This is a genomic window from Pseudohalocynthiibacter aestuariivivens, from assembly GCF_018457175.1.
Taxonomy (GTDB): Bacteria; Pseudomonadota; Alphaproteobacteria; order Rhodobacterales; family Rhodobacteraceae; genus Pseudohalocynthiibacter; species Pseudohalocynthiibacter aestuariivivens.
On sequence record NZ_JAGFNU010000009.1, the window covers coordinates 162,285 to 186,565 of the forward strand.

Annotated in this window: 23 protein-coding genes and 1 pseudogene; 10 read left to right on the top strand and 14 right to left on the bottom strand. The window is 51.4% G+C overall.

All coding sequences use genetic code 11. The features are described 5' to 3' along the window. Window positions 1-50: 50 nt before the first annotated feature. Complete coding sequence (locus tag J4E70_RS14105; protein ID WP_213890276.1) at window positions 51-227, bottom strand: hypothetical protein; 177 nt, start codon at window positions 225-227, stop codon at window positions 51-53. Window positions 228-619: 392 nt separating this feature from the next. On the opposite strand from J4E70_RS14105, the gene J4E70_RS14110 reads away from it, so the two are divergent. Next, a complete protein-coding gene (locus J4E70_RS14110; protein ID WP_213890277.1) occupies window positions 620-1,381 on the top strand; it encodes a sulfite exporter TauE/SafE family protein in 762 nt (253 codons plus the stop codon). Between the two features lie 183 nt (window positions 1,382-1,564). Here the strand turns inward: J4E70_RS14110 and J4E70_RS19380 are convergent. Continuing rightward, window positions 1,565-1,714, bottom strand: a pseudogene (locus J4E70_RS19380) (IS6 family transposase); the annotation flags it as partial. A gap of 403 nt (window positions 1,715-2,117) precedes the next feature. Here J4E70_RS19380 and J4E70_RS14115 point away from each other — a divergent pair. The 3 genes from J4E70_RS14115 (at window position 2,118) to J4E70_RS14125 (ending at window position 6,042) form a co-directional block, all read left to right on the top strand. Further along, window positions 2,118-2,657: an Hsp20/alpha crystallin family protein gene (locus J4E70_RS14115; RefSeq protein WP_213890278.1), complete on the top strand. Its 540-nt coding sequence runs from the start codon at window positions 2,118-2,120 to the stop codon at window positions 2,655-2,657. A 183-nt stretch (window positions 2,658-2,840) separates the two neighbouring features. After that, the gene (groL, locus tag J4E70_RS14120) at window positions 2,841-4,463 is read left to right on the top strand and encodes a chaperonin GroEL (RefSeq protein ID WP_213890279.1); all 1,623 of its coding nucleotides are present in this window, start codon (window positions 2,841-2,843) and stop codon (window positions 4,461-4,463) included. A gap of 196 nt (window positions 4,464-4,659) precedes the next feature. After that, on the top strand, window positions 4,660-6,042 hold the full coding sequence (locus J4E70_RS14125; protein WP_213890280.1) for a DegQ family serine endoprotease: 1,383 nt from the start codon (window positions 4,660-4,662) through the stop codon (window positions 6,040-6,042). A 14-nt stretch (window positions 6,043-6,056) separates the two neighbouring features. On the opposite strand, the gene J4E70_RS14130 is transcribed toward J4E70_RS14125, so the two are convergent. The 3 genes from J4E70_RS14130 to J4E70_RS14140 all read right to left on the bottom strand — a co-directional run bounded on the left by J4E70_RS14130 (window position 6,057) and on the right by J4E70_RS14140 (window position 9,897). Then, window positions 6,057-6,659, bottom strand: coding sequence for a hypothetical protein (locus J4E70_RS14130; protein WP_213890281.1), 603 nt, complete (start codon window positions 6,657-6,659; stop codon window positions 6,057-6,059). 587 nt (window positions 6,660-7,246) lie between these two features. Then, window positions 7,247-8,515 carry a ribulose-bisphosphate carboxylase large subunit family protein gene (locus J4E70_RS14135; protein WP_213890282.1) on the bottom strand — a complete coding sequence of 423 codons (1,269 nt, stop codon included), beginning with the start codon at window positions 8,513-8,515 and terminating at the stop codon, window positions 7,247-7,249. After that, a complete protein-coding gene (locus tag J4E70_RS14140; protein WP_213890283.1) occupies window positions 8,512-9,897 on the bottom strand; it encodes a four-carbon acid sugar kinase family protein in 1,386 nt (461 codons plus the stop codon). The genes J4E70_RS14135 and J4E70_RS14140 overlap by 4 nt, the downstream gene beginning before the upstream one ends. Before the next feature lie 114 nt (window positions 9,898-10,011). On the opposite strand from J4E70_RS14140, the gene J4E70_RS14145 reads away from it, so the two are divergent. The 5 genes from J4E70_RS14145 to nanR all read left to right on the top strand — a co-directional run bounded on the left by J4E70_RS14145 (window position 10,012) and on the right by nanR (window position 14,521). After that, entirely contained in the window at window positions 10,012-10,842 is an 831-nt protein-coding gene (locus J4E70_RS14145; RefSeq protein ID WP_213890284.1) for a phosphogluconate dehydrogenase C-terminal domain-containing protein, read from the top strand. A gap of 55 nt (window positions 10,843-10,897) precedes the next feature. After that, entirely contained in the window at window positions 10,898-11,875 is a 978-nt protein-coding gene (locus J4E70_RS14150) for a TRAP transporter substrate-binding protein (RefSeq protein ID WP_246531764.1), read from the top strand. Between the two features lie 67 nt (window positions 11,876-11,942). After that, window positions 11,943-12,440, top strand: coding sequence for a TRAP transporter small permease (locus tag J4E70_RS14155; RefSeq protein ID WP_213890285.1), 498 nt, complete (start codon window positions 11,943-11,945; stop codon window positions 12,438-12,440). Continuing rightward, window positions 12,437-13,711, top strand: coding sequence for a TRAP transporter large permease (locus tag J4E70_RS14160; RefSeq protein ID WP_213890286.1), 1,275 nt, complete (start codon window positions 12,437-12,439; stop codon window positions 13,709-13,711). The genes J4E70_RS14155 and J4E70_RS14160 overlap by 4 nt, the downstream gene beginning before the upstream one ends. A 78-nt stretch (window positions 13,712-13,789) precedes the next feature. Next, entirely contained in the window at window positions 13,790-14,521 is a 732-nt protein-coding gene (gene nanR, locus J4E70_RS14165; RefSeq protein ID WP_213890287.1) for a transcriptional regulator NanR, read from the top strand. Window positions 14,522-15,130: 609 nt separating this feature from the next. Here the strand turns inward: nanR and betA are convergent. From betA to speB, 8 genes are read right to left on the bottom strand one after another with little or no spacing between them, the layout of a single operon-like run. Continuing rightward, window positions 15,131-16,804, bottom strand: coding sequence for a choline dehydrogenase (betA, locus tag J4E70_RS14170; protein ID WP_213890288.1), 1,674 nt, complete (start codon window positions 16,802-16,804; stop codon window positions 15,131-15,133). A 20-nt stretch (window positions 16,805-16,824) separates the two neighbouring features. Next, window positions 16,825-17,607 (bottom strand): ABC transporter ATP-binding protein, encoded by a 783-nt coding sequence (locus J4E70_RS14175; protein ID WP_213890289.1) that lies wholly within the window; start codon window positions 17,605-17,607, stop codon window positions 16,825-16,827. Window positions 17,608-17,619: 12 nt separating this feature from the next. Beyond that, complete coding sequence (locus J4E70_RS14180; protein WP_213890290.1) at window positions 17,620-18,429, bottom strand: ABC transporter permease; 810 nt, start codon at window positions 18,427-18,429, stop codon at window positions 17,620-17,622. A 25-nt stretch (window positions 18,430-18,454) separates the two neighbouring features. Further along, window positions 18,455-19,429, bottom strand: coding sequence for an ABC transporter substrate-binding protein (locus J4E70_RS14185; RefSeq protein ID WP_213890291.1), 975 nt, complete (start codon window positions 19,427-19,429; stop codon window positions 18,455-18,457). Between the two features lie 35 nt (window positions 19,430-19,464). After that, entirely contained in the window at window positions 19,465-20,352 is an 888-nt protein-coding gene (locus tag J4E70_RS14190; RefSeq protein ID WP_213890292.1) for a polysaccharide deacetylase family protein, read from the bottom strand. Continuing rightward, the gene (locus J4E70_RS14195) at window positions 20,349-21,086 is read right to left on the bottom strand and encodes an SDR family NAD(P)-dependent oxidoreductase (protein WP_213890293.1); all 738 of its coding nucleotides are present in this window, start codon (window positions 21,084-21,086) and stop codon (window positions 20,349-20,351) included. Before J4E70_RS14195 ends, J4E70_RS14190 begins: the two co-directional genes overlap by 4 nt. After that, on the bottom strand, window positions 21,083-21,859 hold the full coding sequence (locus J4E70_RS14200; RefSeq protein WP_213890294.1) for an SDR family NAD(P)-dependent oxidoreductase: 777 nt from the start codon (window positions 21,857-21,859) through the stop codon (window positions 21,083-21,085). The genes J4E70_RS14195 and J4E70_RS14200 overlap by 4 nt, the downstream gene beginning before the upstream one ends. Continuing rightward, on the bottom strand, window positions 21,859-22,821 hold the full coding sequence (gene speB / locus J4E70_RS14205; RefSeq protein ID WP_213890295.1) for an agmatinase: 963 nt from the start codon (window positions 22,819-22,821) through the stop codon (window positions 21,859-21,861). Before speB ends, J4E70_RS14200 begins: the two co-directional genes overlap by 1 nt. Before the next feature lie 94 nt (window positions 22,822-22,915). Between speB and J4E70_RS14210 the strand changes: the two genes are divergently transcribed. Next, window positions 22,916-23,818, top strand: coding sequence for a LysR family transcriptional regulator (locus J4E70_RS14210; protein ID WP_213890296.1), 903 nt, complete (start codon window positions 22,916-22,918; stop codon window positions 23,816-23,818). 186 nt (window positions 23,819-24,004) lie between these two features. On the opposite strand, the gene J4E70_RS14215 is transcribed toward J4E70_RS14210, so the two are convergent. After that, the coding region (locus tag J4E70_RS14215) for a hypothetical protein (protein WP_213890297.1) at window positions 24,005-24,281 on the bottom strand (277 nt) is incomplete at its 5' end.

Sequence of the window (24,281 nt, forward strand, 5' to 3'; positions counted from 1 at the left end):
GGAGAGGATAGTGTAGTAAGCGCAGAAAGGCAGGGCCTCGCCTTGCTAGATCACTTCCGATCGCGCGCGGACTTTTCTTCTTTAGTCAGCTTGTTGTTCCAAGAATTGTTGCTCAAACCCAGCTCACTTGGCAGGGGTTTGGTTTTGCCAACGCTGACTTTGCCGCCTTTGTTCAGGAATTCCTGAATAAGCGCTTCATCCGTGGTATTTTTGGGGACTTGTTTCATGCAGACATGCCTAGACTACTTCGCATTCGTCTCGCAACACTGATCCCCCCGCCTCCTTTTTTTGGATTTTTGGCATAGGCGATGGCGTCAACACTTTTGGGGGTGGTGTCATCAGCGAACACTATGCGGGCGCCAAGCCGCTCTATGAGCACTCACAATTTGCGTTGAATATCGCGTTCTTCGTTCGTCATGAAAACTTCCTCCATCCCAAATCAGGGAATTTACAGGAAGTGTCCCGAGAGTCCGTACATATCTACATTGCATTCTACGAAGAAATTTTTTTTATAATCGAGTGTAAGTGAGTTGGTGTAACAATCGGAATTTCGCCTTTGCCAACTTGCAAGGTCTAGTTAGACAATCAATACATTGGTTTTCACTTGGATTGGATTTCCATGATACCGCTTCTGGGCCTCTCGATTACTGACCTAGTCTGGTGCGGGACCGTCCTATTTGTAGCGTCCTACATACGCGGCTATTCCGGGTTTGGTTTTACAGCGGTTCTCATGTCGGGGTTAACGATCTCGCTCCCGATCATCGAGATCGTACCGCTGTCGATCGCTTTAGAATTAGCTGCCTCGTCCGGTCAGGCCCGTGGAATATTTTCTGACATTCGGTGGAAGCAACTTTCCATACTTCTGACTGCCGGTTTCGTTGGAACCCCAATAGGCGTCTATCTTCTCGGAATTCTTCCTGAAGATCCCCTTCGCATTTCAGTCCTCGCCTTTATCTTTATCTCAAGTTTTTATCTTATTTTCTCACACAAACGGTTACGCACATTGCCGTCATTGGTGCACGGATTGGTGGGTTTTGCCATCGGTATAGCCAACGGAGCAACTGCCTTAAGTGGTTTGGTTCTGGCGTTGTTTTTCAGCCTGACAGATGAAAAAGCCACGCGCATGCGCGCCACCATGATTGCATACTTGTTTGTGGCGGATGTTTGGGCGGGTGGATTTCTAGCTACTTCAGGGTTCTACGATGGTCTCACAGTCCACCGGATCTTGGTATCACTTCCACTGCTGGGTCTTGGTGTATGGCTTGGCTCTAGGCAGTTCGCATCAACGGATCCAAAAACTTTCAGGGCCGTCGTTTTGTGGCTTTTGTTGATCTTAAGTGCCACCGGTCTGTTGTTCGTTACGACTGCAAACTTTCCCTGATCCAGCCTACTTGGCGAGTAGCTGATATTTGCTTCGGTTTTTGAGATTTTAAAGATCTATATTAAATGCCCCCCGCAGCACTATAAATGTGCCATCAAACACCGACCCTAGGGTTGTCAGACTAGTTCGAACCAATCTCCGTTTGCCGCAAATAGGGCGCACTTATGCGGAACAAAGTTGGCGTCACTCGGCCAGACCAGCTGTGCGGTTAAGCTTGAATTTGGCCCAACTGTAGAGGTGGCGCTCCAAATTGAAGTGAGTGTAGTCAGAGGCTTGAACAGATACAAATTTCTGCAAACTTCGCATGTACGTGAAGCACTGCATCGCGCGCGGCCAGGGAAAGATTGACAAATGTCAGCACTCGGTCCCATTTTCTGGGCAAGAAGTTCGCTCGGTGAGTGGACGATCATATGCCATTCAGTTTCCAACATTTCTATTGGTGCTTTCAGACAGAAGCAAACCAGTCCCCACAGGCACGGCGAGTTTCTGAAACAACCGCTGCATACTGTCTAAAAAATGGCGCTACAGACTCCGATTTCGACGGGTGCGAGGCATAGCTCTCTCTTCGCTGAAATTGCGGATTCGAGCTCTCCTAACAAGTATTCAGCCAACGGTTCATCTTCTGATGTTCGATGGTGCGAATGATTGACAAACGTCAATGAGAAAAATTTGCAAACACCTAAGTTGTTTTCAGGGGAGCTTCGTTTACTTCCTTAGAAATTCTGGAGGACATACTATGAACAAGAAAAGCGATATAGCCGTAAAAACAAAAGAAGACATGCCAGACGCATCAAGATCACAATGGCACCCGTTGCTCGATCTGCGTGAAGAAATCGAAAACGTTTTTGACGAGTTTCAGGGAGGGTGGCCGTTTGGACGATTGGCGCGTCAATGGAAAGTTCCGACATTGTCCACGCCCTTTGATTTTGGCACCAAAGTCCCAGCTATAGACGTCATTGACAAGGAAAAGGAAGTTCAGATCAAAGCTGAGCTGCCCGGTATGGACGAAAACGATATCGAAGTCGAACTTTCTGATCGCATGCTGACCATCCGCGGTGAAAAAAAGGAAGAACGCGAAGAGGGTGAGAAAGAAGGAAATTACTATCTCTCCGAACGGCGCTATGGCTCCTTCACCCGATCGCTTGCTGTACCCGAAGGGGTTAACACAGACAAGGTTGATGCCTCTTTCAGCAAGGGTGTTTTGACGGTCACTTTACCAAAACTACCTGAAGCGAAAGCAAAAACGAAAAAGGTGAAGGTCAAAGCCAAAGCATAGATGGCCTTCGAATGACACTTGAGAAAGCTCCGGTCACCTTTAAATTTCCGGAACGAAACAGGTGGCGGAACTATTTTATGTCTGCCACCGACGATGTGCCCCCGCACCCCCAGGTATCACGCGGGGGCCATCTTATTACTTAAATGCTTCAAGTTATTGCACTGAGCAAGTTGGGACTGCAAAATGCCCTACAAAAATATAACATTCCGGTCAGACGCCCGACAGAAAATTTTACGCGGAACATCTGCCTTGGCCGACGCGGTGCGTGTAACGCTTGGGCCACGATCAAAATCTGTTCTCATCGAGAAAAAATGGGGTGCGCCAATTGTCTGCGATGATGGTGTCACCATCGCCAAGGAAGTCGAGTTGAAAGATCCCGAGGAAAACCTGGGAGCGCGCATGCTTCGTCAGGCTGCCGAAACAACAGGTGACGCGGTGGGTGACGGCACAAGCACCGCGACGATACTTGCCCATGCAATTTTCGCGGACGGAACACGGAACGTTGTGGCGGGCGCCAGTGCGGTCGAAATCAAACGAGGTCTTGAAAAAGGGTTGAATACCGTCGTCAAAACCCTGCAAGAAATGTCGAAACCCGTCGAAACAAAATTGGAAAAAGCACAGGTCGCCGCCATTTCCGCGCATAGCGATACAGTAATCGGCGAACTTATTGCTGACGCAATGGAAAAGGTTGGGAACGACGGTGTGATCACGGTGGAGGAATCGAAGACCACCGAAACCGTGCTGGATATTGTCGAAGGGATGCAATTTGATCACGGTTACATCTCCCCCTATTTCGTGACCGATGCGGCTAAAATGGAAGCTGTTTTAGAAGATCCATTGATCCTGTTATGTGACCGAAAAATTACAACGATGAATGACCTTGTTCCTTTACTGGAGCAGATTGTAAAAAGCGGAAATTCCCTCCTTATTATCGCAGAGGACGTAGATGGGGAAGCGCTCGCAACCCTGGTTGTAAATCAGATGCGGCGTGTTTTACCCAACGTTGCAGTCAAAGCACCGGGTTTTGGAGACAGGCGTAAAGCCATGCTAGAGGACATCGCAATTCTTGTCGGAGCTCAGATGGTTTCGTCAGATATTGGGCTCACGCTCGAAAAAGTTCAGCTTCCGCAGCTTGGGCGCGCCAGTCGCGTTGTCTGTGACGGCGACAAAACAACGATCGTCGGCGGCGCTGGCGAAAGCGCGGCGATCAAGGCCAGGGTTGAACAAATTCACAACCTGATTGAAAAGACGACAAGCGATTATGACCGCGAGAAACTGGAAGAACGTGCTGCTAAACTCTCTGGTGGTGTTGCTGTTATCCGCGTGGGCGCGCCGACAGAAACTGAAATGAAACGAAAGAAAGAAGCGCTTGATGATGCGATTAATGCGACCAAAGCTGCCGTTTCCGAAGGGATAGTCCCAGGAGGCGGACTGGCACTTTTACGCTGCACGAAGCCTTTGGAAGACCTTGAAAAATCTGTCGAGGGTGACGAACGTACCGGTCTCCAGATACTGCGGCGCGCACTTTCCGCACCGATGCGGCAGATCGCTGAAAATTCTGGCGTCGATGACGGCGTTGTTGTCGCCCAAAGTATGAACAGCAAAAAGAATGTCGGATATGACGCTGCAACAAATACATATGTAGATCTGGTTGACGCTGGCATCATTGACCCAACAAAGGTTGTACGTATCGCCCTTGAAAACGCTGTTTCTGTAGCCAGTGTTCTTTTGCTGACAGAAGCAACAATGACGGAAGTCCCCGAATCTGAAGAAAAAGGGCAACGAGAAAGCGCTGTAGGGATTTAGGCAAAAAATAGGCCGTAGTATGCGTCACTATATAATTATTTTTCTAGATCTATATCGATTAGAGGCAGGTCCCCAGAAAAGGTTAAGAGCCAAGCGCATGTGTGATTTTCGTCAATGGAGTACGCAGTCCGCATAAGTTCACCGTCTCTAAGACAAAGACATTAGATGATATTTTGTGAAAATGGAGGGTTATCAGATGGACAGGTTCTTTTTTAGATTTCTTTTCATAAGTGTAACCTTGGTTTTTGTGAATGCTCAGGCGTTTCCGGCACAGGCACAGATTTTAGCTCAAACAGATGAACGTGGCATACCCACGATTGCGCCCTTGCTGCAGAAAATCACTGACGCAGTTGTGAACATTGCTGTGGTCTCAGAGAAACCTATTCGAATGAACCCGCTGTTTAACGATCCCTTCTTTCGGCGTTACTTTGATTTTCCCGAACGCATGGAGCCACAGCGGCGTCTAAGTGCTGGCTCCGGCGTCGTTATTGACGCGGAAAAAGGTTATATTCTCACCAACCATCACGTGATCGAAAATGGGGTCGAAATCACGGTGACGCTGAACGACCGACGAAACTTTAAGGCGGTGGTTATCGGCTCAGACAGTGCAACTGATATTGCGCTTTTAAAAATTGACCCATCAGATTTGACCGCCCTGCAAATGGGAGATTCCTCGACTTTGCGGGTTGGTGATTTTGTTGTGGCGGTCGGTAACCCCTTCGGTTTGGGTCAGACTGTGACTTCCGGCATTATAAGTGCACTTGATCGTTCTGGTATCAACCCCGAAGGGTTTGAAGATTTCATTCAGACGGATGCATCAATCAACCCAGGTAACTCAGGGGGAGCTCTTGTAACACTCGACGGCAATCTTGTCGGCATAAACTCGGCAATCATTGCCCCTTCTGGTGGCAACGTCGGAATAGGGTTTGCGGTGCCCATCAACATGGCACAACTGGTTATGGAGCAATTGATCGAATATGGCGAAGTCCGTCGTGGATTGCTTGGTGTTTCTGCACAGGATTTGACACCAGATTTGGCGGCCGCCCTTGACTTGGATACTACGCAAGGCGCGATCATTGTACAGGTAGAGCCGGGTTCTGCCGCAGAAAAGGCCGGGCTTTTGCCCGGTGATATCGTGATTGATGTCGATGGCGAAAGCATTGACGATTCTGGTGACCTGCGAAATATGGTCGGCCTGACAAAACCCGGAGAAACGCTTTGGATTACACTACTCAGAGATGGCGAATTGATGACGCTGGATACAACAATCGACATACCAACCGAACCCACGCGTACCGGAGTAGAAAGCCGCGTTAACAGACTCACGGGTGCCGAATTCAAAGCCCTGAGTTCCGGAATGCAAGGCTTTGGAATTGTAGAAGGTGTGTCAGTCGTCTCAGTTCTCCGCCATAGTCCCGCAGCCAACGCAGGGTTGCGGGCAGGTGATGTAATAATGGCCGTAAACAAACAGAAAATATTGACTGTAGAGGAGCTATTTAGCGCTCTTCCCGATAACAGTTCTGCTGTAGCGCTCACGATTTTTCGTGGAGGAACAAGACTTTATCTTATTATTCGATAGGTAAAAAAGTTTCTTTATTCTTGAGTAGAGCCGTCAATTTTCTTGTACGATCGGTGACATCTTGCAACACGGTCTTTGTACCCTTCAGCGTCTCCATAATCTGCGAACGAATGGTAACTCCCATGAGGATTTGGAATTCGACGCGCATGCTTGATCGGACACCAGTACTTTTCCGTATCTGAAGCAACAGCAACTACATACGAGAGGACTCCATTCGCGTAAGAACAGTAAACGCAGTTTATTTTCTCGATACCGTTCAGATATTTAAGGCGGTGTCGATCGAACACAATGTGATTGCTTCGACGTACTTTTTTTATGCCGTAGACCGGAAAACAGATCAGTTGATATATTGAAACAAACAAATCAAGCAACGCCAAAGGAACAAAAACAGCGTAGATAGCAGGAGCTGTCAGGATAGTCAGCAATTTTGCACCGCTGACATATTTCAAAAGACTTGTTCGAAGTTCGCTGTGGCGCTGCAGCACTTCTTCCCGGAACACTGCACGTCCGTTCTCAATATGAACACCCAATGCCACGCGTGCGTCCTCGAATTCAGCCTCCAATTCGTCTTCGAGCTTTTGGATGTGTTGTCTCAACTCTTCAATTTTCTTTAGCACCAAACGTTCCCTTCAGATTTGAAAAAATTGTAACTCTTTTTGAACTTACGAGAGACTTTTTTGTTAAAAGATAACCTTTCTTAAAGCGCTTCGTAAATTTTTTACCACCAGTTGAGCTGTGATAAACTTCGATATCGTTCGATGACAGAGCACACGAATCCAAAAAAGGCCGCGTTGCCCATAGCCACCAGTTACGGTGGTTTGCTTTCGATGATGAGAATCTTGGCCACGATATTGCCCTGAGTTAGTTGGGTCCATTCTATAAGGACCGATAGGAAACGGAGCGGTAACGTCAGTATGATATTGCAATCTTGCAGCGCACGACAGCATCCCTCCAGCTTGCGAAAGTAGTGCCGCAGGCCAATAGTCGTTTTCGGTTCTTCTCGTCAAAATGTACAAGTCGCAACATTGGTCACTAGGGACTCAAAACAGCCGTTTGCCGCTCGCCGCCCCGATGGCAGCTATGCGGGACAGAGCGGATATTGGTCGGCAACTGCCAAATATCGCTTTGCACCCAAACTGCCACTAAGCGCAAAAGCAGAGATCCGTGGACGTTCCACTAACTTTTCCTTGCCGAAACTCGATCTTCAACCCAGATCAAGGGTTGGCTTGATGAACACGTCCAACGCCGCACGCAACTGAGGATGTTGGCGTGAATATTTCTCGATCGATATGCCGGCGCGCGCCGCATCGGCGGCCTGTCGCAAAGCGATCACACCGTCACCAGGGCCACCTGGATGACTCATGATCCCGCCACCTGCGCAGAAGATGAAATCGTCGTTTCCCAAAAGGGTTCTGGCCGGTTGGATTTGCCAAATTGTCTGCGCTGATGAGAAAACCGGCATGGCAAGATGTGCTGGTCCGCGATCGTAGAAGACCGGAGTTTGGACTGACTTGGCGGATTCTGCGACAACTGGATCAGGCTCGGTAAATTTGCTGGCCAAGCCGTTGACATGCAGGTGGTCGGCACCGGCGAGGCGCCAGAGTTTCTGCCAAGCTGGAAAACTGATGCCAATATGAGGCGATCTGGAATAAAGTCCCCATCCAGCTCTGTGGCCATGAATGATATGGTTGCCGTGATCGCGTGCTGCACGCAGGCCGCTCAGGCCTACCGAATTCATGCAGACCATTGCGCATGTGGCCCCATGCGCGCTCAGCAGGTCCATATTGCGCTTCATCTGGTCAACTTCGTCGGTGATGTTAAAGGCATACATCACCCGTTTGCCTGTTTTGTCAGCGTGGGCGTTCAGAACGCCCATAACTGCTTCGACACGCTTTGGGAATGGGCAATGCGGCCCATTGGCCTGCAACTCATCATCTTTGATGAAGTCGATTCCTGCGACCGCCAATATCTGAACAAGGTCGGCTGTCTCTGCAGGGCTTAGTCCGACACAAGGTTTGATGATTGTGCCAATGATCGGTCCATCATGCGCACCCAATTCCCCTCTCGTCCCTGTGGCACCGAAAGCGGGGCCGGGATTGGTTTTGGCAAAGACCTTGGGCAGGCCGATATCTGTCATGCGGATCGCCGAGAGTTCTGCCAGCTCGAAAAGATTGCCTGCAATTGTTGACATGAGGTTTGGTAAAGACGTCCCCAGATTGTCGATGGGCCAACTGATTTTGACGATCCCGCGCTCGTAACTGTTGCTAGAAAAACGACTTGGTAGGGACGGGCTGTGCCCAACACTATTAACGGTCAATTCATCGATTTGGGCCGCGCACCGGGCACGTAGTTCGTCTGTTTCCAACGCGATTTTTCCAAAGGTGCCTGTGGATTGTTCGCCCGCCATGACCTCGGCTGCTTTGGTAATCCCAATGGGAGATTCAATCTCGTATGTTGCTGTAATGCGGTTCATCGTGCTCCTCCTCCGCTTCGGACCCAGCCGAAGTAATCATGGCTGCCCATTTGGCCGCCCTTTAGTGCCAGTTCTAAACCATCCATTGCCCCGTCAGCATGGGCCTTGAAGATCGCTGCGGCAGGTATGGTGGGCGCCAGCGCCGAAAGCGCAAAGATGCCCAGTTGACGTGTCGCATGCCCGGATGTGTCACCGCCCGAAACCACGGCGCGCCGCGCTCCGCTACGTTCCAAAACGCGATACAGGATCCGGCCAAGGGCCTCACCAGTCATCTGATTTGCGGCAGACATGTCGTGTTCTGACTCGGCCACAGCTGCTCTGAACCGATTAACTGCAGGGTCATCGGGGCCTTCTGCGGTGTGGATCAGGGGATCAAGGCCTTGCGCGATCGCTTCAAGTGCCGCGTCAATCACACGGTCCATTTCATATCCCAGCACTGTGGCGTCATCGCAGACAACTGAGGCGTCAAAGGCAATACCGGCAAATCCGTTTTCTTTGGACCACGCGATCTGTTCGGCTGTGGTCGGCGAAACCGAACCAGAGACAACGACCATTTTCTCGGCGCGACCAATGCTCTTTGGCGGGTCCATCGGCGTCAGAAGACCCGCGTCTTGCCAATGCCGGACCAGCGCGTATTCCACACCCTGCGATCCAACCACAAAGCGGCTGCCGTGACGGCCCTGCCAGATTATCTGACCGGTAGCCGATTCGGATCTGGCATCGACGCTGTCTAGCGTGACAGCCGTGATCCGACCATCAACTGAGGCTTTGGATGGCATAAGGGCGTCGCTGCCAGAGCCGAGCGTTGTTAACGAAATGCAGCTTACGTCCAGCCGGTTCGACTGTTTTGCGATGTGCACCGCAACGTCGGATTCGTCCATTGGAGTGATAGGATGGCGGGACATGACAGGGTGTCGGTCTAACCGGAACACTGCCTCTCCCATACCCGCAAACAAATGCCCGAAGCACTGGTATCGGCGCATCTGGGGGGCCGCGATCAATACAGGAATAACTGCGGGCGGGAATAGGTCTGCACCGATCTCGATTGCCCGCCCGATTGATCCGACGTCGGGCGAAGAATCCAGCGTAGAGCAGACCTTATAGTGAAGGATGGCTGGGTTCAGCGCTTTTAGCCGTGAGAAAATATCAGACAGTTGCGTGTCCATCCATTCAGGGGATTGCGCCCGTGCCGTCGATGCGACGCCGATCCCTTTGATGCCCGGGAACGGCGTCAACTGAGCTTCTGTCGGCGGCTGTAGAAACAGCATCGAGGGAAGGCCAGCGAACGATAAAACCTCCATCACCGCTGAGGCACCTGTGAAGTCATCACCGTACCAAGCGACCAAAGGCCCATCAGGAAGGCTGCGTTCGGTGTTTTGCATGCGTGACACTCTCAATCATGAAATTTTTATTGACATAATCATTATGTTAGTACCTTATCATACCAGTTGTCAATTTGATTACGCGTTCAGCGTGGAGTGAAGGGAGGAAAGTTCATGACAAAGCTTGCTTTGTTTGGTGCGGGCGGAAAAATGGGGATGCGCCTTGGAGCCAACCTTGCCAAGACATCTGAATTCGAGACGCTTCATGTTGAGGTCTCAGACGAGGGCCGCGCGCGCGTTAAAGAAGCTTATGGCGTTGACTGCGTCGATGTGGATGTCGCGCTGGATGGGGCGGACGTCATTGTGCTTGCTGTGCCGGATACACACATTGGCAAGGTCGCCGCGGCGATCGTTGATAAAATCAAATCGGGCGCAATGCTTGTTTGCCTTGATGGTGCGGCCCCCTTTGCCGGTCATCTGCCCGAGCGTGCGGACATTACATATTTTGTCTCTCACCCGTGTCATCCGCCGATCTGGAATGATGAAACGGAAATGGAAGCCAAGAGGGATTACTTCGGCGGCATCGCGGCCAAGCAGGGTATCGTGAACACATTGGTTCAAGGCCCTGAAGAGGACTATGTCTTGGGCGAAAAGGTTGGCCGTGCGATTTATGCACCCGTTGCGCGTTCACACCGTGTCACACTCAAGCAGTTCGCGTTGCTCGAGCCAGGGTTGTCTGAAACAGTGAACGGTTCGCTGATGAAGGTCCTGCGCATGGCAATGGACGAAGTAGTCAGGAAGGGTGTGTCATACGACTGCGCCAGAGACTTTCTTCTTGGCCACATGAACATCATGGGCGCGGTCATGTTTGACGAACACAAGGGCGTCTTTTCGGACGCGGCCAACAAGGCCATCGAATTCGGGATCCCGGTCCTGATGAAAGACGATTGGCTACGCTGTTTCGACGACGATGAAATTGCGGCAAGCGTCGACCGGATCACCTGATCCAAGAGTAATTTGGGCATATGCCCGATCTGAAACGCTAAAGGGAGGAAACCAAATGCGTATGATAAACAAGACTTTGACTGGTGTAGCGGTTGTATTAGGGATGACTGCAACGACAGCAGTTGCTCAAGAATTCAACCTTGCCTTCACGCCACCGCTTGAGTCCCACTATGGCGATGGCGGCAAGGCCTTTGCTGAAACAATGGCGGAATTGTCCGGTGGCGCTATCACAATCAACCTCAAGCCAGCCGGCGCTTTGGGTGGAGAGCGTGACGTCATTGAAGGTCTACAAATCGGCACCGTCGATCTGGCCATTTCGTCGACCGGTCCGATAGGCAACTTTGTTCCCGATGTCTATGCTCTCGACTTCCCGTTCCTGTTCAAAGGCTACGATCAGGCACATGCAGTTCTGGACGGGCCAATCGGCCAAGGCCTGCTAGACGAATTCCAAGCCCACGACCTTGTTGGTCTGGCTTGGGGCGAAAACGGCTTCCGCAATGTTACAAATAACACCCACCCAATCAACACGCCTGCCGACCTTGCGGGTTTGAAACTGCGTACAATGGAAAACAAAGTCCATATCGCAGCTTTTGAAGCGGCTGGTGCCGCGCCAACACCGATGAGCTGGACTGAAGTTCTCACATCGCTGGCACAAGGCACCATCGACGGACAGGAAAACCCGATCCCGGTTCTGGTTGCCAACAACATGTGGGAAATCCAGAAATACGTAACCCTGACACAGCATGTGTACTCCCCCGCCGTCGTCGTGATGTCTAAGGGTCGATGGGATGGCCTGACCGAAGAGCAGCAGGGCTGGTTCGTTGAAGCTGGCATAGCCGCAGCAGCGGGAACACGCGCGACTGTAGCAGAAAACGAAGCGAATGGCGTTGCCTTGCTGCGTGAAAACGGCATGGACGTGGTCGAGAACGTCGACAAAGAAGCTTTCGCTGCTGCCGTTCAGCCTGCTTATGAGCAGTACGCCGTAGAAATGGGCGTTGCTGACCTGATCAAGCAGATCCAAGACGCGCAATAAGCGTTCGACCTCAAAAGCAGCGTCATCCGGGAGATCGGGTGGCGCTTTTCAAACAAGGGAGGGGAACATGAACTATATTATTAGGGCTTCAGATATTATTGTCCGGATCACCCATATCCTCGCTGCGATTATGCTTGGCGTCGCCGCACTTCTGGTTTTTTACCAAGTTATCACCCGCTTCATCCTTGGCGATTCTGCCGTGTGGTCCGAAGTTCTTGCACGCGCCGTCATCGTTTGGGGCGTGTTCCTGATCATGGGTCCTGCTTTTCGTTACGGCAAAATGATCCCAATTGATGTGCTCAGAAGTTTACTACCGCATAACAAGCAAATCTGGGTTATCCGTCTGGTGACAGCGGCCATCGCACTGTTCCTCTTCATCCTCATCTGGTTCGGCTACAAAATGACCCTGCGCGTTGTCGATCAGCAGGTCGCTATGCTGGATGTGTCCGTAGCCTGGTTCTACGTCGCGATCCCGATTGGCGCAGTGCTCGCCCTTCCCGGTTTGCTGCTTGCACATCTCGATGCAGAGCATGGCCATATCAATTTAACGGAGGTGTCAGAATGAACGGTGCTCTCGCCCTCTCGCTTATCATCTTCTTCGCCGTCACGATCCCTGTCGCGGTTTCCATCGCGCTTGCCTCGATCTTTGGCATTGTATTCTTCTCCAACCTTCCTTTGTTGGTTGTCCCGCAAAAGATGTTCACCGGCCTCGACAGCTTTCCGCTGATGGCTGTCCCCTTCTTCATTCTTGCCGGTAACCTGATGACCAAGGGCGGCGTGTCCCACCGTCTTGTTGATTTTGCAAAGTCTCTGGTGGGTGGCACGCAGGGTGGTCTCGCAAGCACCTGTGTCGTCGCCTGTATGGTGTTCGCGGCCATCTCCGGGTCTTCGGTTGCGACAACATTTGCGATCGGATCTATCCTGATCCCAGCGATGGTCAAGCATGGCTATCCGGTCAACATGGCCGCCTCTATTCAGGCCTCTTCATCGGAATTGGGTGTCATCATCCCGCCGTCGGTTCCCCTGATTTTGTTTGCGGTTTCAACCCAGACATCCATAACGCAGTTGTTCATTGCGGGCATTGGACCAGGCTTGCTGATTGTGTGTGTGTTGATCCTCATGGTGCAAATCTGGTGCCGTGTGAAAGGTTACGGAAAACAGGACGGCGACGATAAGAAGTCGATCATAAGCGCTTTCTTCAGAGCCTTCTGGGCCTTGATGATGCCGGTGATCATTCTTGGCGGGATCTATGGCGGCGTCTTTACTCCGACCGAAGCTGCAGCGGTTGCCGTGATGTATGCGCTCTTCCTCGGGCTGATTGTTTACAAAGAAATGAAGCTGAGCGACCTGCCTGAGTTGTTCAAGAGTGCGGCTATGTCCTCGGGTGCGGTCATGCTGATCATTTCCGCGGCTTCACTGTTCAGCTTCCTGATCAGCCTGTCCGGCATGCCGAACGTCGTTGGAGCTTGGGCACATTCAACCTTTGAACATGCATGGAGTTTCCTGTTGGCCATCAACATTCTGTTGTTCTTTGTCGGCATGTTCATTGAGACGGCTGCAGCGATCCTCGTTCTGGCGCCGATCCTGACTCCGGTTGCCATCGCCTTTGGCATTGATCCGGTACATTTCGGGATCGTCATTGTGGTTAACCTTGCTCTTGGCATGTTCACACCGCCTTTGGGGGTCAACCTCTTTGCCGCCGCTCAAGTGGCGACCATCCCGGTTCAGAACATGTTCAAATCGCTGGTCATCCCTGTGTTCACGATGATCACCGCACTGATGATCATTACCTATGTGCCGCAAGTATCGCTGTTTTTAAGCGACCTTATGAACTGAATACCACGCATGTCAGGTGGTCAACTTGTCATGCATGTGCAAATAATAGGATCGGATACCAGAAAGTAGTGAAATTACATGCCTGCAGACCCCAATACAAAACCCGAAAGGATTGACACGCCCATTGTGCGGCAAAAGCTGTCAGATCAGGTTTTTGAACGCCTCTGGGACATGGTCCAATCAGGTGAGCTTGCCCCCGGGGATGCGATGCCCTCGGAACGGGCTCTGATGGAACGGTTCAACGTGGGGCGCCCTGCTGTTCGTGAAGCGCTGCAATCGATGGCCAACAAAGGCCTGATTTCCATCACTCACGGTGAGCGGAGCAGGGTCAATAAATTGACCGCTGGTATTGCGTTTGATCAAATGGATGACATAGCAAAACTGCTGCTGTCGACCGAACCATCAAATCTGGAACACCTCAAGCAATTGCGAAAGATACTTGAAGCCGGAACAACGCAGCTCGCAGCAGAACGCTGTACGCCCGATGACATTTCGGTTCTTCGTGCCCTGATCGAAGATCAGCGCAGCAAGTTGGGCCAAGACAAAGCTTTCATCGAGGCAGATATTGCCTTTCATGTCGCGATTGCCAAGATTTCGGGCAATCCGCTTATTCAAGCCGTCACTCAAGCAATGCTGTCTTGGTTGTTTGAGTATTATAAGCCTTTGTTGCTATGGACCGGACGCGAGAATACGACCTTGCTTGAACATGACCGCATGGTTGATTTTCTGGAAACGCATGATGTTTCTGGCGCGATGAAGATGATGGGAGACCATCTGAGCCGCTCTGACCCGCTATACAAGGTTACATAAAGAAATGGTCTAATAAGAGGCACATCGAAGCCAGTTTGTCCATGCAAGGTTGGGTGGGCGCCTACTGTAGTCTGCTGGCTTGACCTCGTCAGGGCGATGTCCACCGCGAGGAATCTGCGCTGCGGTATCAGGCCTGTCAATGAACGGCCGATTTGGGTCCGCCTTGCGTACAGCCGTTTCCGCCTTCGGCACATCACGTCGGAATACGTACAGCGCAGCATCGGTCAAAATGGGCTCAAAGCTGACTTTCGCTGCGCGAGGAACGAGTGGCTGCTGAGGGTCGGAAGCGGAAATCGAACTATAAGAAACTGAATGCTAGGTGCACAATCCAAACAACAACAACCCCATCCTCAACCTTTCTTAAATTCAAAACACTTGCTTGGCATGCGGTGCGAATTACCCGCATGTCGAAAGGGTCGCGGAAGGACCCAAGGACTTCAAGCCCGCACGTTTCATTGCACCAAAGGGCGGGAAGTGTGAATTCTCTGCAAGTGCGTGCCAACCATGCCGCGACATTGGAAGCCGACATTCAGCCGACACTGATACAGGGTTTCACTCTGCGCCGCCGCGTGACCGCAAAGAGCCCATGCAAGCCTTTGCTACACTACCTCATAAGACGATTTTTGAGGGTCTTTGCGTCTCGCCAACCCCTGGTGCTACACCAACTGGTGCGTTTTCAGGCGCAAGCGGTTTTCTTCCACGGATCAAATCCGCGGCACGCTCAGCTAGCATCATCGTCGGTGCATTAAGATTGCCGTTTGGTTCTGTCGGGAAAACCGAACTGTCTACGACACGCAGGTTCTCAATTCCTTGCACGCGCAACTCCGGGTCAACAACTGACATTTTATCTGTCCCCATCTTGCAAGTGCCACAGGGATGATAGGTACTTTCCAGATTATCACGAACGAAATCATCCAATTCATCGTCCGTAGTTGCTTCGGCACCCGGGGCTATTTCACCCGCGTTGAAATCAGCCATGGCTGGTTGATTCATAACTTCACGCGTCAGCCGAATACAGGAACGAAACCCATCGCGATCCTCTTCACGGTTAAGATAGTTAAAAAGGATATCCGGATGCGTGTAAGGGTCGTCACTGTTCAGCCTCACGTAACCCCGGCTTTTGGGCTTGTTTGGGCCGGTAAGGATCATGAAACCATGTCCTTTGATTGGCTTCTTGCCGTCGTAACGAACCGCAGCTGGCAAAAAGTGATACTGGATGTCTGGCCATTCCATTTTAGGGGAAGACCGGATGAAACCGCCGGCTTCGAAATGGTTTGTTGCCCCAAGCCCATCTTTGAACAGCAGCCAACGCATGCCAATCAGACCTTTGGAAATCAGACCCATTTTGGAGTTCAACGTTATTGGCTGTTTACAGGCAAACTGGATGTATATTTCGGCATGATCCTGCAGGTTTTCACCAACACCGGGGAGATCGTGAACAATTTTTACTCCCGCCTCTTTCAGAACGGCGACGGGCCCGATTCCCGAACGCTGGAGCAAATGCGGAGACCCGATGGGGCCGCAGGCAACAATAACTTCCCGGCGTGCGGTAACCTTCGTGATCTTCCCACCCTTTTCATATTCCACCCCGGTCGCCTTGCGGCCTTCCGTCAGGATACGACGGGTCATGACTTTTGTGCGAACCACGAGATTTTCGCGGGACATCGCTGGGCGCAGATAGGCGTTTGCAGCAGACCAGCGCACACCGTCTTTAACGGTCATATGCATTGGCCCAAAACCTTCTTGCATATAGCCATTTGAATCATCGGTTCTGATGTATCCTGCTTCAGTTCCCGCCTCCACAAAGGCACCGTAAAGCGGGTTTTTCATGCGATTTCCAGCATTTACACTCAACGGGCCTGAGGTGCCGCGATATGTAGGGTCACCGCCCTCAAAACTTTCGGATTTCTTGAAATACGGTAAACAACTGGCGTACCCCCATCCGGCTGCTCCAAGCTGTTCCCATTCATCAAAATCACGCGCATGACCCCGCACATAGACCAACCCGTTTATCGAGGACGAACCACCCAAAACTTTTCCACGCGGGCAATGAACCCGCCGCCCGTTCAACCCCGGTTCAGGCAGGGTTTCATATTTCCAGTTATAAAGTTTGGTGTTCATCGGCATCGAAAAGGCTGACGGCATCTGAATGATTACGTTACGGTCAGACCCCCCGAATTCAAGAACAAGAATCCTGTTCGTCGGATCTTCACTTAGCCGGTTGGCCAGCACACACCCTGCAGATCCGGCACCAACGATGATATAGTCAAATTCCTCAGTCATGGTTATCTCGTTTCCTGTGATCAGGTCATTGCAAGGGCTTTGTCGACCTCAGCGTGCAAGCTCGACATGATGCGTTTTTTCAGGTCGACAAATTCTGAGCTGGTGGTCACCGAGTAGTCCCGGGGGCGCTCTATGCCGACATGAACGGTGTCTATTATCCGGCCGGGACGTGCGGACATCACATAAACCACATCCCCGAGATACAGCGCTTCATCGATGTCGTGAGTGATGAACAAAACGGTCTTGCGTTCTTGCTGCCAGATTTTCAAAAGGAGCTCCTGCATCACGGATCGCGTTTGACTGTCGAGTGCGCCAAAGGGTTCATCCATCAACAAAACTTCCGGATTGACTGCCAAAGCGCGGGCGATCGCTACGCGTTGCTTCATCCCGCCAGATAGCTGAGAAGGATAGGCCTTGCGAAACTTTGTGAGACCAACCGCATCAACATAGTGGCTTGCTCGTTCAGTGCGCTCTGCGTTGGGCACATTCTTGAGCGCGAGCCCATACTCCACGTTTTTCTGGACCGTTAACCAGGGAAATAGAGAGTAGTTTTGCGGGACCATACCCCGTTCGGAACCCGGTTTTTCAATCACGGTGCTCCCCAAGGTGACCCGGCCTTCGGTTGCCCGGTTCAGGCCGGCCACAAGATCAAGTGCACTGGATTTGCCGCAACCCGATGGGCCGACGATAACTGCAAACTGTTCTTCAGGGATAACCAGATCAAGGTTTTGAAGCGCAGTTATCTGGTTCGATTTAGCGGATCCAAACCGGACCGTTACGTTTTCGAGATGTACTTGTGCCATGTTATTTTTCCTCTACTTCCCGACGTTTTCCCAAGGCAGGATCATCCGTTTGACCCACTTGAAAGCCAGATCAGTAATCAGTCCCAAAAATCCGATAACAAAGATTCCGACAAAAATGCCCGCAGGATCGAGGCCACGCATCGATTGCAGGATCATGTAGCCAAGCCCTGCATTCGAAGCGACCAGTTCTGCAACCACCAGAAAGGTCCAAGCCCAGCCCATTGTGACCCGCAAAGTATCCATGACCCCGGAAAGGGTCGCTGGCACCAGAACACGGGTGACAATCTGGCCACGCGTTGCTCCTAGCGTGTAGGAAACGTTGAACAGGTCGGCCTGCACACCGCGAGCTACATCCGAAACCATGACGATCTGTTGAAAAAACGTGCCCAGAAATATTACGGCGATCTTTTCTTCAAGCCCTATGCCAATCCATAGGATTAGAAGCGGGATCATTGATGTGACCGGCAGGTACCGCATGAAGTTGACCAGCGGTTCAAGTGCGGACTGAACAATCTTAAATCCGCCCATAAATATTCCGATAGGAACTGCAATGATCGAGGACAAAAAGAACCCCAGATAGATCTCCGTGAGCGACACGCCAATGTGTTTTCTCAGTGAGCCATCCGAAGCCTTGTCGTTGAATGACGTCCAAACGTCAGTTGGCGAAGGCAGAAAATCCTTGCTGGCGTATCCGGTGTAAGAAACAAGCATCCAAAGTGCCAGGATACTGCCAGCAACGACAATACCAGCTCCCATTTCCACCTTTTTGGGAATTGCCAGTTTCGGTGTCAGATACCGATCCATAAAACTCAATGTAGCCATTTGATTTACCTACCTTCCTTGCGCTTTATTGGAGGAACGACGTGTCGATTAGATCGCTGGCTTGCAGGCCTTCAACTTTGATCCGCCCAAGATCTCCCCAAATGGTGATGGCATTCGAGATTGTATCGGTCAAAATGCCGGGCGCATCTGCCGTGCCGAACATTTCCAGATTCGTGGAGATATCCAAGTATTGAATTCCGGAGGCAGCGGCTTTGAATTCATTTGGGTCTTCCAGCCAACCGCCAACACCGACAGCCATAATCTGGTAGGCTTCGTCCGGATTTGTCTCCAAGAAATCGAGCGCGCGCTGCCATGCCCGGACAAATGCCTTCAGCTCTTCTTCGTGCTCATCGGCAGTGCTGCCCAGAACCGCGACAACGTCAACGATCAGGCCGGGGGTCTCGGAACTGCTAACCAAAATCTTGCCGTGCTCGGTGGCTGCCCCCTGGCTGAGACTCGGCTCCCAGGTTACCGCCGCGTCAACCCGGCCGGCGGTGAAGGCCACACCAGCGTCGGTCGCCGTCATATTGACCATTTCGATATCGTCCTGCGTCAATCCTTCGCGACGCAATAGCGCATTGATAAAGAACTGAGAGACTGACCCTTCTTCGAAAGCGACAGTCCGGCCCTTGAGGTCAGCCACCGTGGCGATGTCTTTGTTGGAAACAACGCCGTCGCCGCCATTTGAGTTATCGACTGCGAGAATGTAGCGCAACGGTTTGCCATCACGCATATATGTAGGAAACTCGTCTGCGGTCGAGGCAACGATATCAATGCGCCCAGCCATCAACGCCCCCATTTTCAGAGGGGTATTTTCCATCACCGTCAGTTCGATCTCGACACCTTCTTCAGTAAAGAACCCCTTTTCCTGTGCTATGTAAAAAGGCCCGTAACCTACCCATGTCGAATGGGCGAGTTTCAAGGCCTCAGCATGTGCGGCTAGAGCCGTGAGCGCACTCAGCGCGCTGGCCACCAAAAGTGATTTGATAGACGTATTCATGGTATCCTCCATTGGGTTGTTTGTTGTTTCTTGCTTCAGGCTTTTACTGGTGACGAATAGTAAGGAATTTGATCCACACGCGGCGTCCATGTCCGCTCTTTGACGCATCGGTTCACATGTGCTGCAATGTCTTCCATAGGGGCAAACCAGACGTCTCCCCGGTCAAGAATTTTTTTCAAAAATGCTGTCACCACCCGCCATCGCGCCATTCGGCCTGTCGCAAACGGGTGCACGACTGGCACCCAGAGGCCGCCAAAGGCATATGCGGCTTCGAATTCTTCGGCAAACGCCTGCCAACCAGCGGATGCGGACCGGATTGGCATCATGTAATTTAGGTCTATCGACTGAACATATTGAGGCCAGTCGTCCAAACCCCAATGAGACGGGAGCTCTACCAACTGTCCAGATTCAGTGTTCAGCAGATACGGCTGATCATCCCCCATCAGCGAGGCGTCATAGCTGAATCCGGATGCTGCGAGCAGATCACCAGTGCGATGTGAAAAATTATATAGTGGTGCGCGAAATCCACGCGGGGCGTGACCGGTCAGGCGTTTGATTACTTCTGAGCTTCGCTCGAACCAATAGACCTCGTCTTCGTCGCTCAGTTCGCTTGGGTGTTCATGTAGATAGCCGTGCTGTGCAATTTCGTGACCGCCCTGCAGGATCGTCTCGATAGCCTTTGGATAGGTCTCAATGCACCATGCGGGTATAAAGAATGTTTGTTTGATCCCCAGGTCGCGATACGTCTGAACGATGCGAGGAATGGCCACCTCAGGTCCGTATTTCAGCATCGAAATAGCAGACATGCGTTTGTATCCGTCGTCGGGATGCGCAATGTGGATCAGGCTGTCCGCATCCATGTCAAAGGTAACACAGGCAGCGCATTTGGCCCCATTGGGCCAGGGGATAGGGTTAGCAATCATGGCATCGCGCTCCCACCATTTATGCCAATCCCCTGCCCGGTAATGAAACCGGCATAAGGCCCGATCAAAAAAGCCGCCATATGCGCCACTTCATCGGGGCGACCAAAGCGAGCCAAGGGAATGTCAAGCTCGCGTGCGCGCCATTCAGGCGTCATATTCTTTGCACCCAGCATGTCGGTGTCGATAGGACCCGGACACAGCGCATTAACCAGAATGCGGGGTGCAAATTCCTTGGCCCAGGATCGCACGAGCCCCATAACTCCATGTTTGGAAGCCACATAAGGCGAGAATGTTTCACGGCCTGATACCCCAAGGTCTGAGGACGTTAGCACAACACGCCCTTCGCGCCCTTCCATCCGGCGCAAAGCCTCGCGCCCAACCAGAAAGCTACCGCGCAGATTGATTGCAATAACGCGATCAAATTCCTCAACGCTGGTTTCAAGAAGCGGTCGTTCAGCGATCACACCGGCACAATGAACGACTGCATCAATAGAGCCAATTTTCTTGTCTAAATCTGCAAACATTCCCACAACCGAGGTTTCGTCAGAAACATCGCAAGCCAATGAAACGTGACCCTTGGAATGCTCTACTAATCCGGCCACCGTTGCATCCGGTACGATGATATCAGCGCAGGCAACACGCAGACCATTCGTTGCCAAAACATGTGCCGTAGCCGCACCGATACCCTGATGAGCACCTGTTACAAGGACGTTTCTAGGGGAAAAATCGTTCATCCCATCACCTCGCCGCGGTCCAGATTGTAAGACTGACCGGTGATGTCCTTCGCGTCATTAGAGGCAAGAAAGAGATAAAGCGCAGCCATATCCTGAGGTTCCAGAAGCCCGCCAATGACCTGAGCACCAGTGATTTCTTCCAGCAAATCATTCTCGCTTCGGCCGCTGCTTTCCGACATTTTATTTAAGGACAGCAAGGCAGCTTCGGTTTTCACCCATCCTGGACAGACTGCATTCACAGTAATGCCTCTGGGTCCGAGTTCGTGCGCAACTGAACGCATAAAACCAAGGTTCGCATGCTTGCTCGCACAATAGGCTGAGAACTCCGCCACAGCTGTATGGCTCCATATAGAACCTGTTAAAATGATCCGCCCACCGGACGTCATCTTTGAAACCGCATGTCGGGTTACGAGGAATGTGCCGACTACGTTGATGTCGACGATCCGGCGGAATGTATCCTCGACCGCATCATCAGGATCGGAAAGAGGCGTTACACGTTCCAGACCAGCATTATTGATCAATACATCAAGATGACCGATTTCTGTTAGGGCGTCTGCAACTGAGATGCTGTCTGTGATATCGCATTTAAGGGCGGTTGCATCTCCAACTTTCTTCAAATTTTCTGCTGCAGAATAAACCCCATCACCTGACGCTAAAAGAAAGGTGCGTGCACCTGCGCGAACAAAGCCTTCGGCGACAGCATAGCCAATCCCCCGACTTGCGCCTGTGACCAGAACCGTTTTTCCGGAAAAATCGTAAGTGACACACCCCATTAGCGAAGGCTCCTTGCATGAAGAATTCGCCCGATCAGGTTCATCAAGACCTGCGCAGCAAGGGTGCTGGTTGATCCGGAATGATCATAGTCCGGCGCAACTTCGACAAGGTCGACACCAACGATATCGCCGCGCTTGGCGAGCCCAGCCAGAAGTTCAATTACTTCGTAGTAGTTAAAACCGCCGTGGCTGGGGGTTCCGGTTCCCGGAGCGATCGAAGGGTCAAACGCATCTATGTCAATTGTCACGTAGTAGCGAACACCTTCTGGGATCCGCGCCAGCATACCTTCATTTCCAAGGGCACGATGCTGGCGAACGGACTGAATGTCAGACCCCATTTTACGCGCATCCTCATATCCGTCGCGCGCTGTGGAGGACACATTACGAATGCCGATCTGGCTTAGCCCGGTGACATAGGGTTTTTCAGCTGCGCGGCGCATCGGATTGCCGTGCCCAAAGCGCACGCCATGCCGTTCATCAACAAAATCAAGATGTGCATCGATCTGCACCACATGGATCGGATCCTGATCATCAAAGGCGTTGATGCAAGGGATGTTCACCGAATGATCACCGCCCATCACAACCGGAATTGCGCCTGCGGCGAGTATTTTTCGTACAGCGAATTCGATATTCGCGTGGCTCTTTTCGGTGTCTGTGTGAACGATGTCAGCATCGCCAATATCAACGATTCGCGTTGTTTCAAAAGGCAGATAGGTAACATCATCCTCATGGTCGTAGGCTCCGCCGTGACCGAAGGCGAACAAAGTAGATGCTTCCCGAATTGCGCGCGGTCCCATCCGCGCGCCGCTGCGCCATTGGCAGCCGAAATCATACGGCGCCCCTAGAACTGCAACGTCAGCTTCGATCGCATCCCAATCGGAAACATAGGGATATTTGCCAAATGTACAGATGCCCACAAATGGCAAGTTCAATCGGCCGCTGTCATAGGAATTGGTTGTCATAGTCGCTCCGGCATTTTTGTTGCGTCGAACGTAAGCTGGAAATTACTCAGATAAATATCATTGTATTAATGTTAACTTTGACTAATCTCAAAGTATGGAAAAACATGCCGGCAATATTCAGGACACCGATCTTAGATTGCTAAGGGTATTTCAGGCTGTTGTCAGACATGGCGGCTTTTCTGCCGCGCACGAAGCATTAGGACTGTCACCTGCAACGGTTTCCAACCACATGTCCGCTCTCGAAAGCCGGATGGGCGTTCGCTTATGTCACCGTGGGCGCGGCGGTTTTCGGCTTACTCAACAGGGAAAGCAGGTGCATAGCGCGATGCTTGATCTGTTCGGCGCCATCGAGAATTTCCGCGGAGAAGTCGGCGCTGCGAAAGGTGATATTGTCGGAACAGTCGAGTTTGGGGCTGTTGATGCAATCTACACCAACAGAAGCCTCCGGCTTGAAAAAGCAATTGGCGAATTTGCAAAAGCTGCACCGCTGGCAAAGTTAAATGTTCATATTGCATCACCTCAGGAGCTGCTTCAGGGTTTATTGACCGGAAAACTGCACGCAATTCTGACCCCGACCCAACATTTGCCCTCGGCACTTGATGTAACCCCAGTGTTTCGAGAACTCCAAAATCTCTACTGCAGTAAAAACCACTCTCTTTTTTCAGTAGCCGAGGCACAAATCACGCCTCAAATGCTTTCAAAATACCCGTTTGTCGGCCGCAGTTACGAACCAAAAGAACCGATTTGCGGAATCAGTTACAACTGGACCTCAGAGATTTCGCACATGGAAGGCGCCGTCCTGATGATTTTATCTGGCAAATACATTGGTTTTTTACCTGATCACTACGCGGATGAATTCGTGAAATCCGGGCAAATCAGGGCGATAGGTGGCGAAACCGCTAAATTCTTTGATAATTTCAGCATCGCACTACCAAGAAAGCACCCCAATGTCGCTGCAAAGCATTTCACTGAAATCGTGAAGGAAAATATATTTTAATGATGAAGGCAGAACTAAAGTCATCCGCAAATGAAAACACCGTTGAAGTAATTCGATTTTCGAGTTTATCAGGCTTGCAAAGGTGGACAAAAATCAAATATCACTCGACATAAAGATAGCGGCGGCGGGACTAACCTTGAAGTCCCCGGGGAGATATTGCCCTTAACTAATTTGAGGCCGTCGATTTTACATTTTGATCTCCACGATTTCGATAGAGATCTGTCTAAAAGTTTCGCGCTTTAAGTTGATGGAAAGTATCCAAACGGTATTCGCCAATGGCTGCTTTGGTTTGCTACGCTGCGACACTCCTTCCTTAGATGAACGACCGCTTTGTCCGGCGGTTTCAACGGGTGGTCGCAACACTTTAGTCTTTTTGGAAAGATGGAGTGTTAGAGATGAAATATCGGACGCGGACGTTTTACACGGACAAACAGAAATCTGAGATGTGGGATCGGTGGCAGCG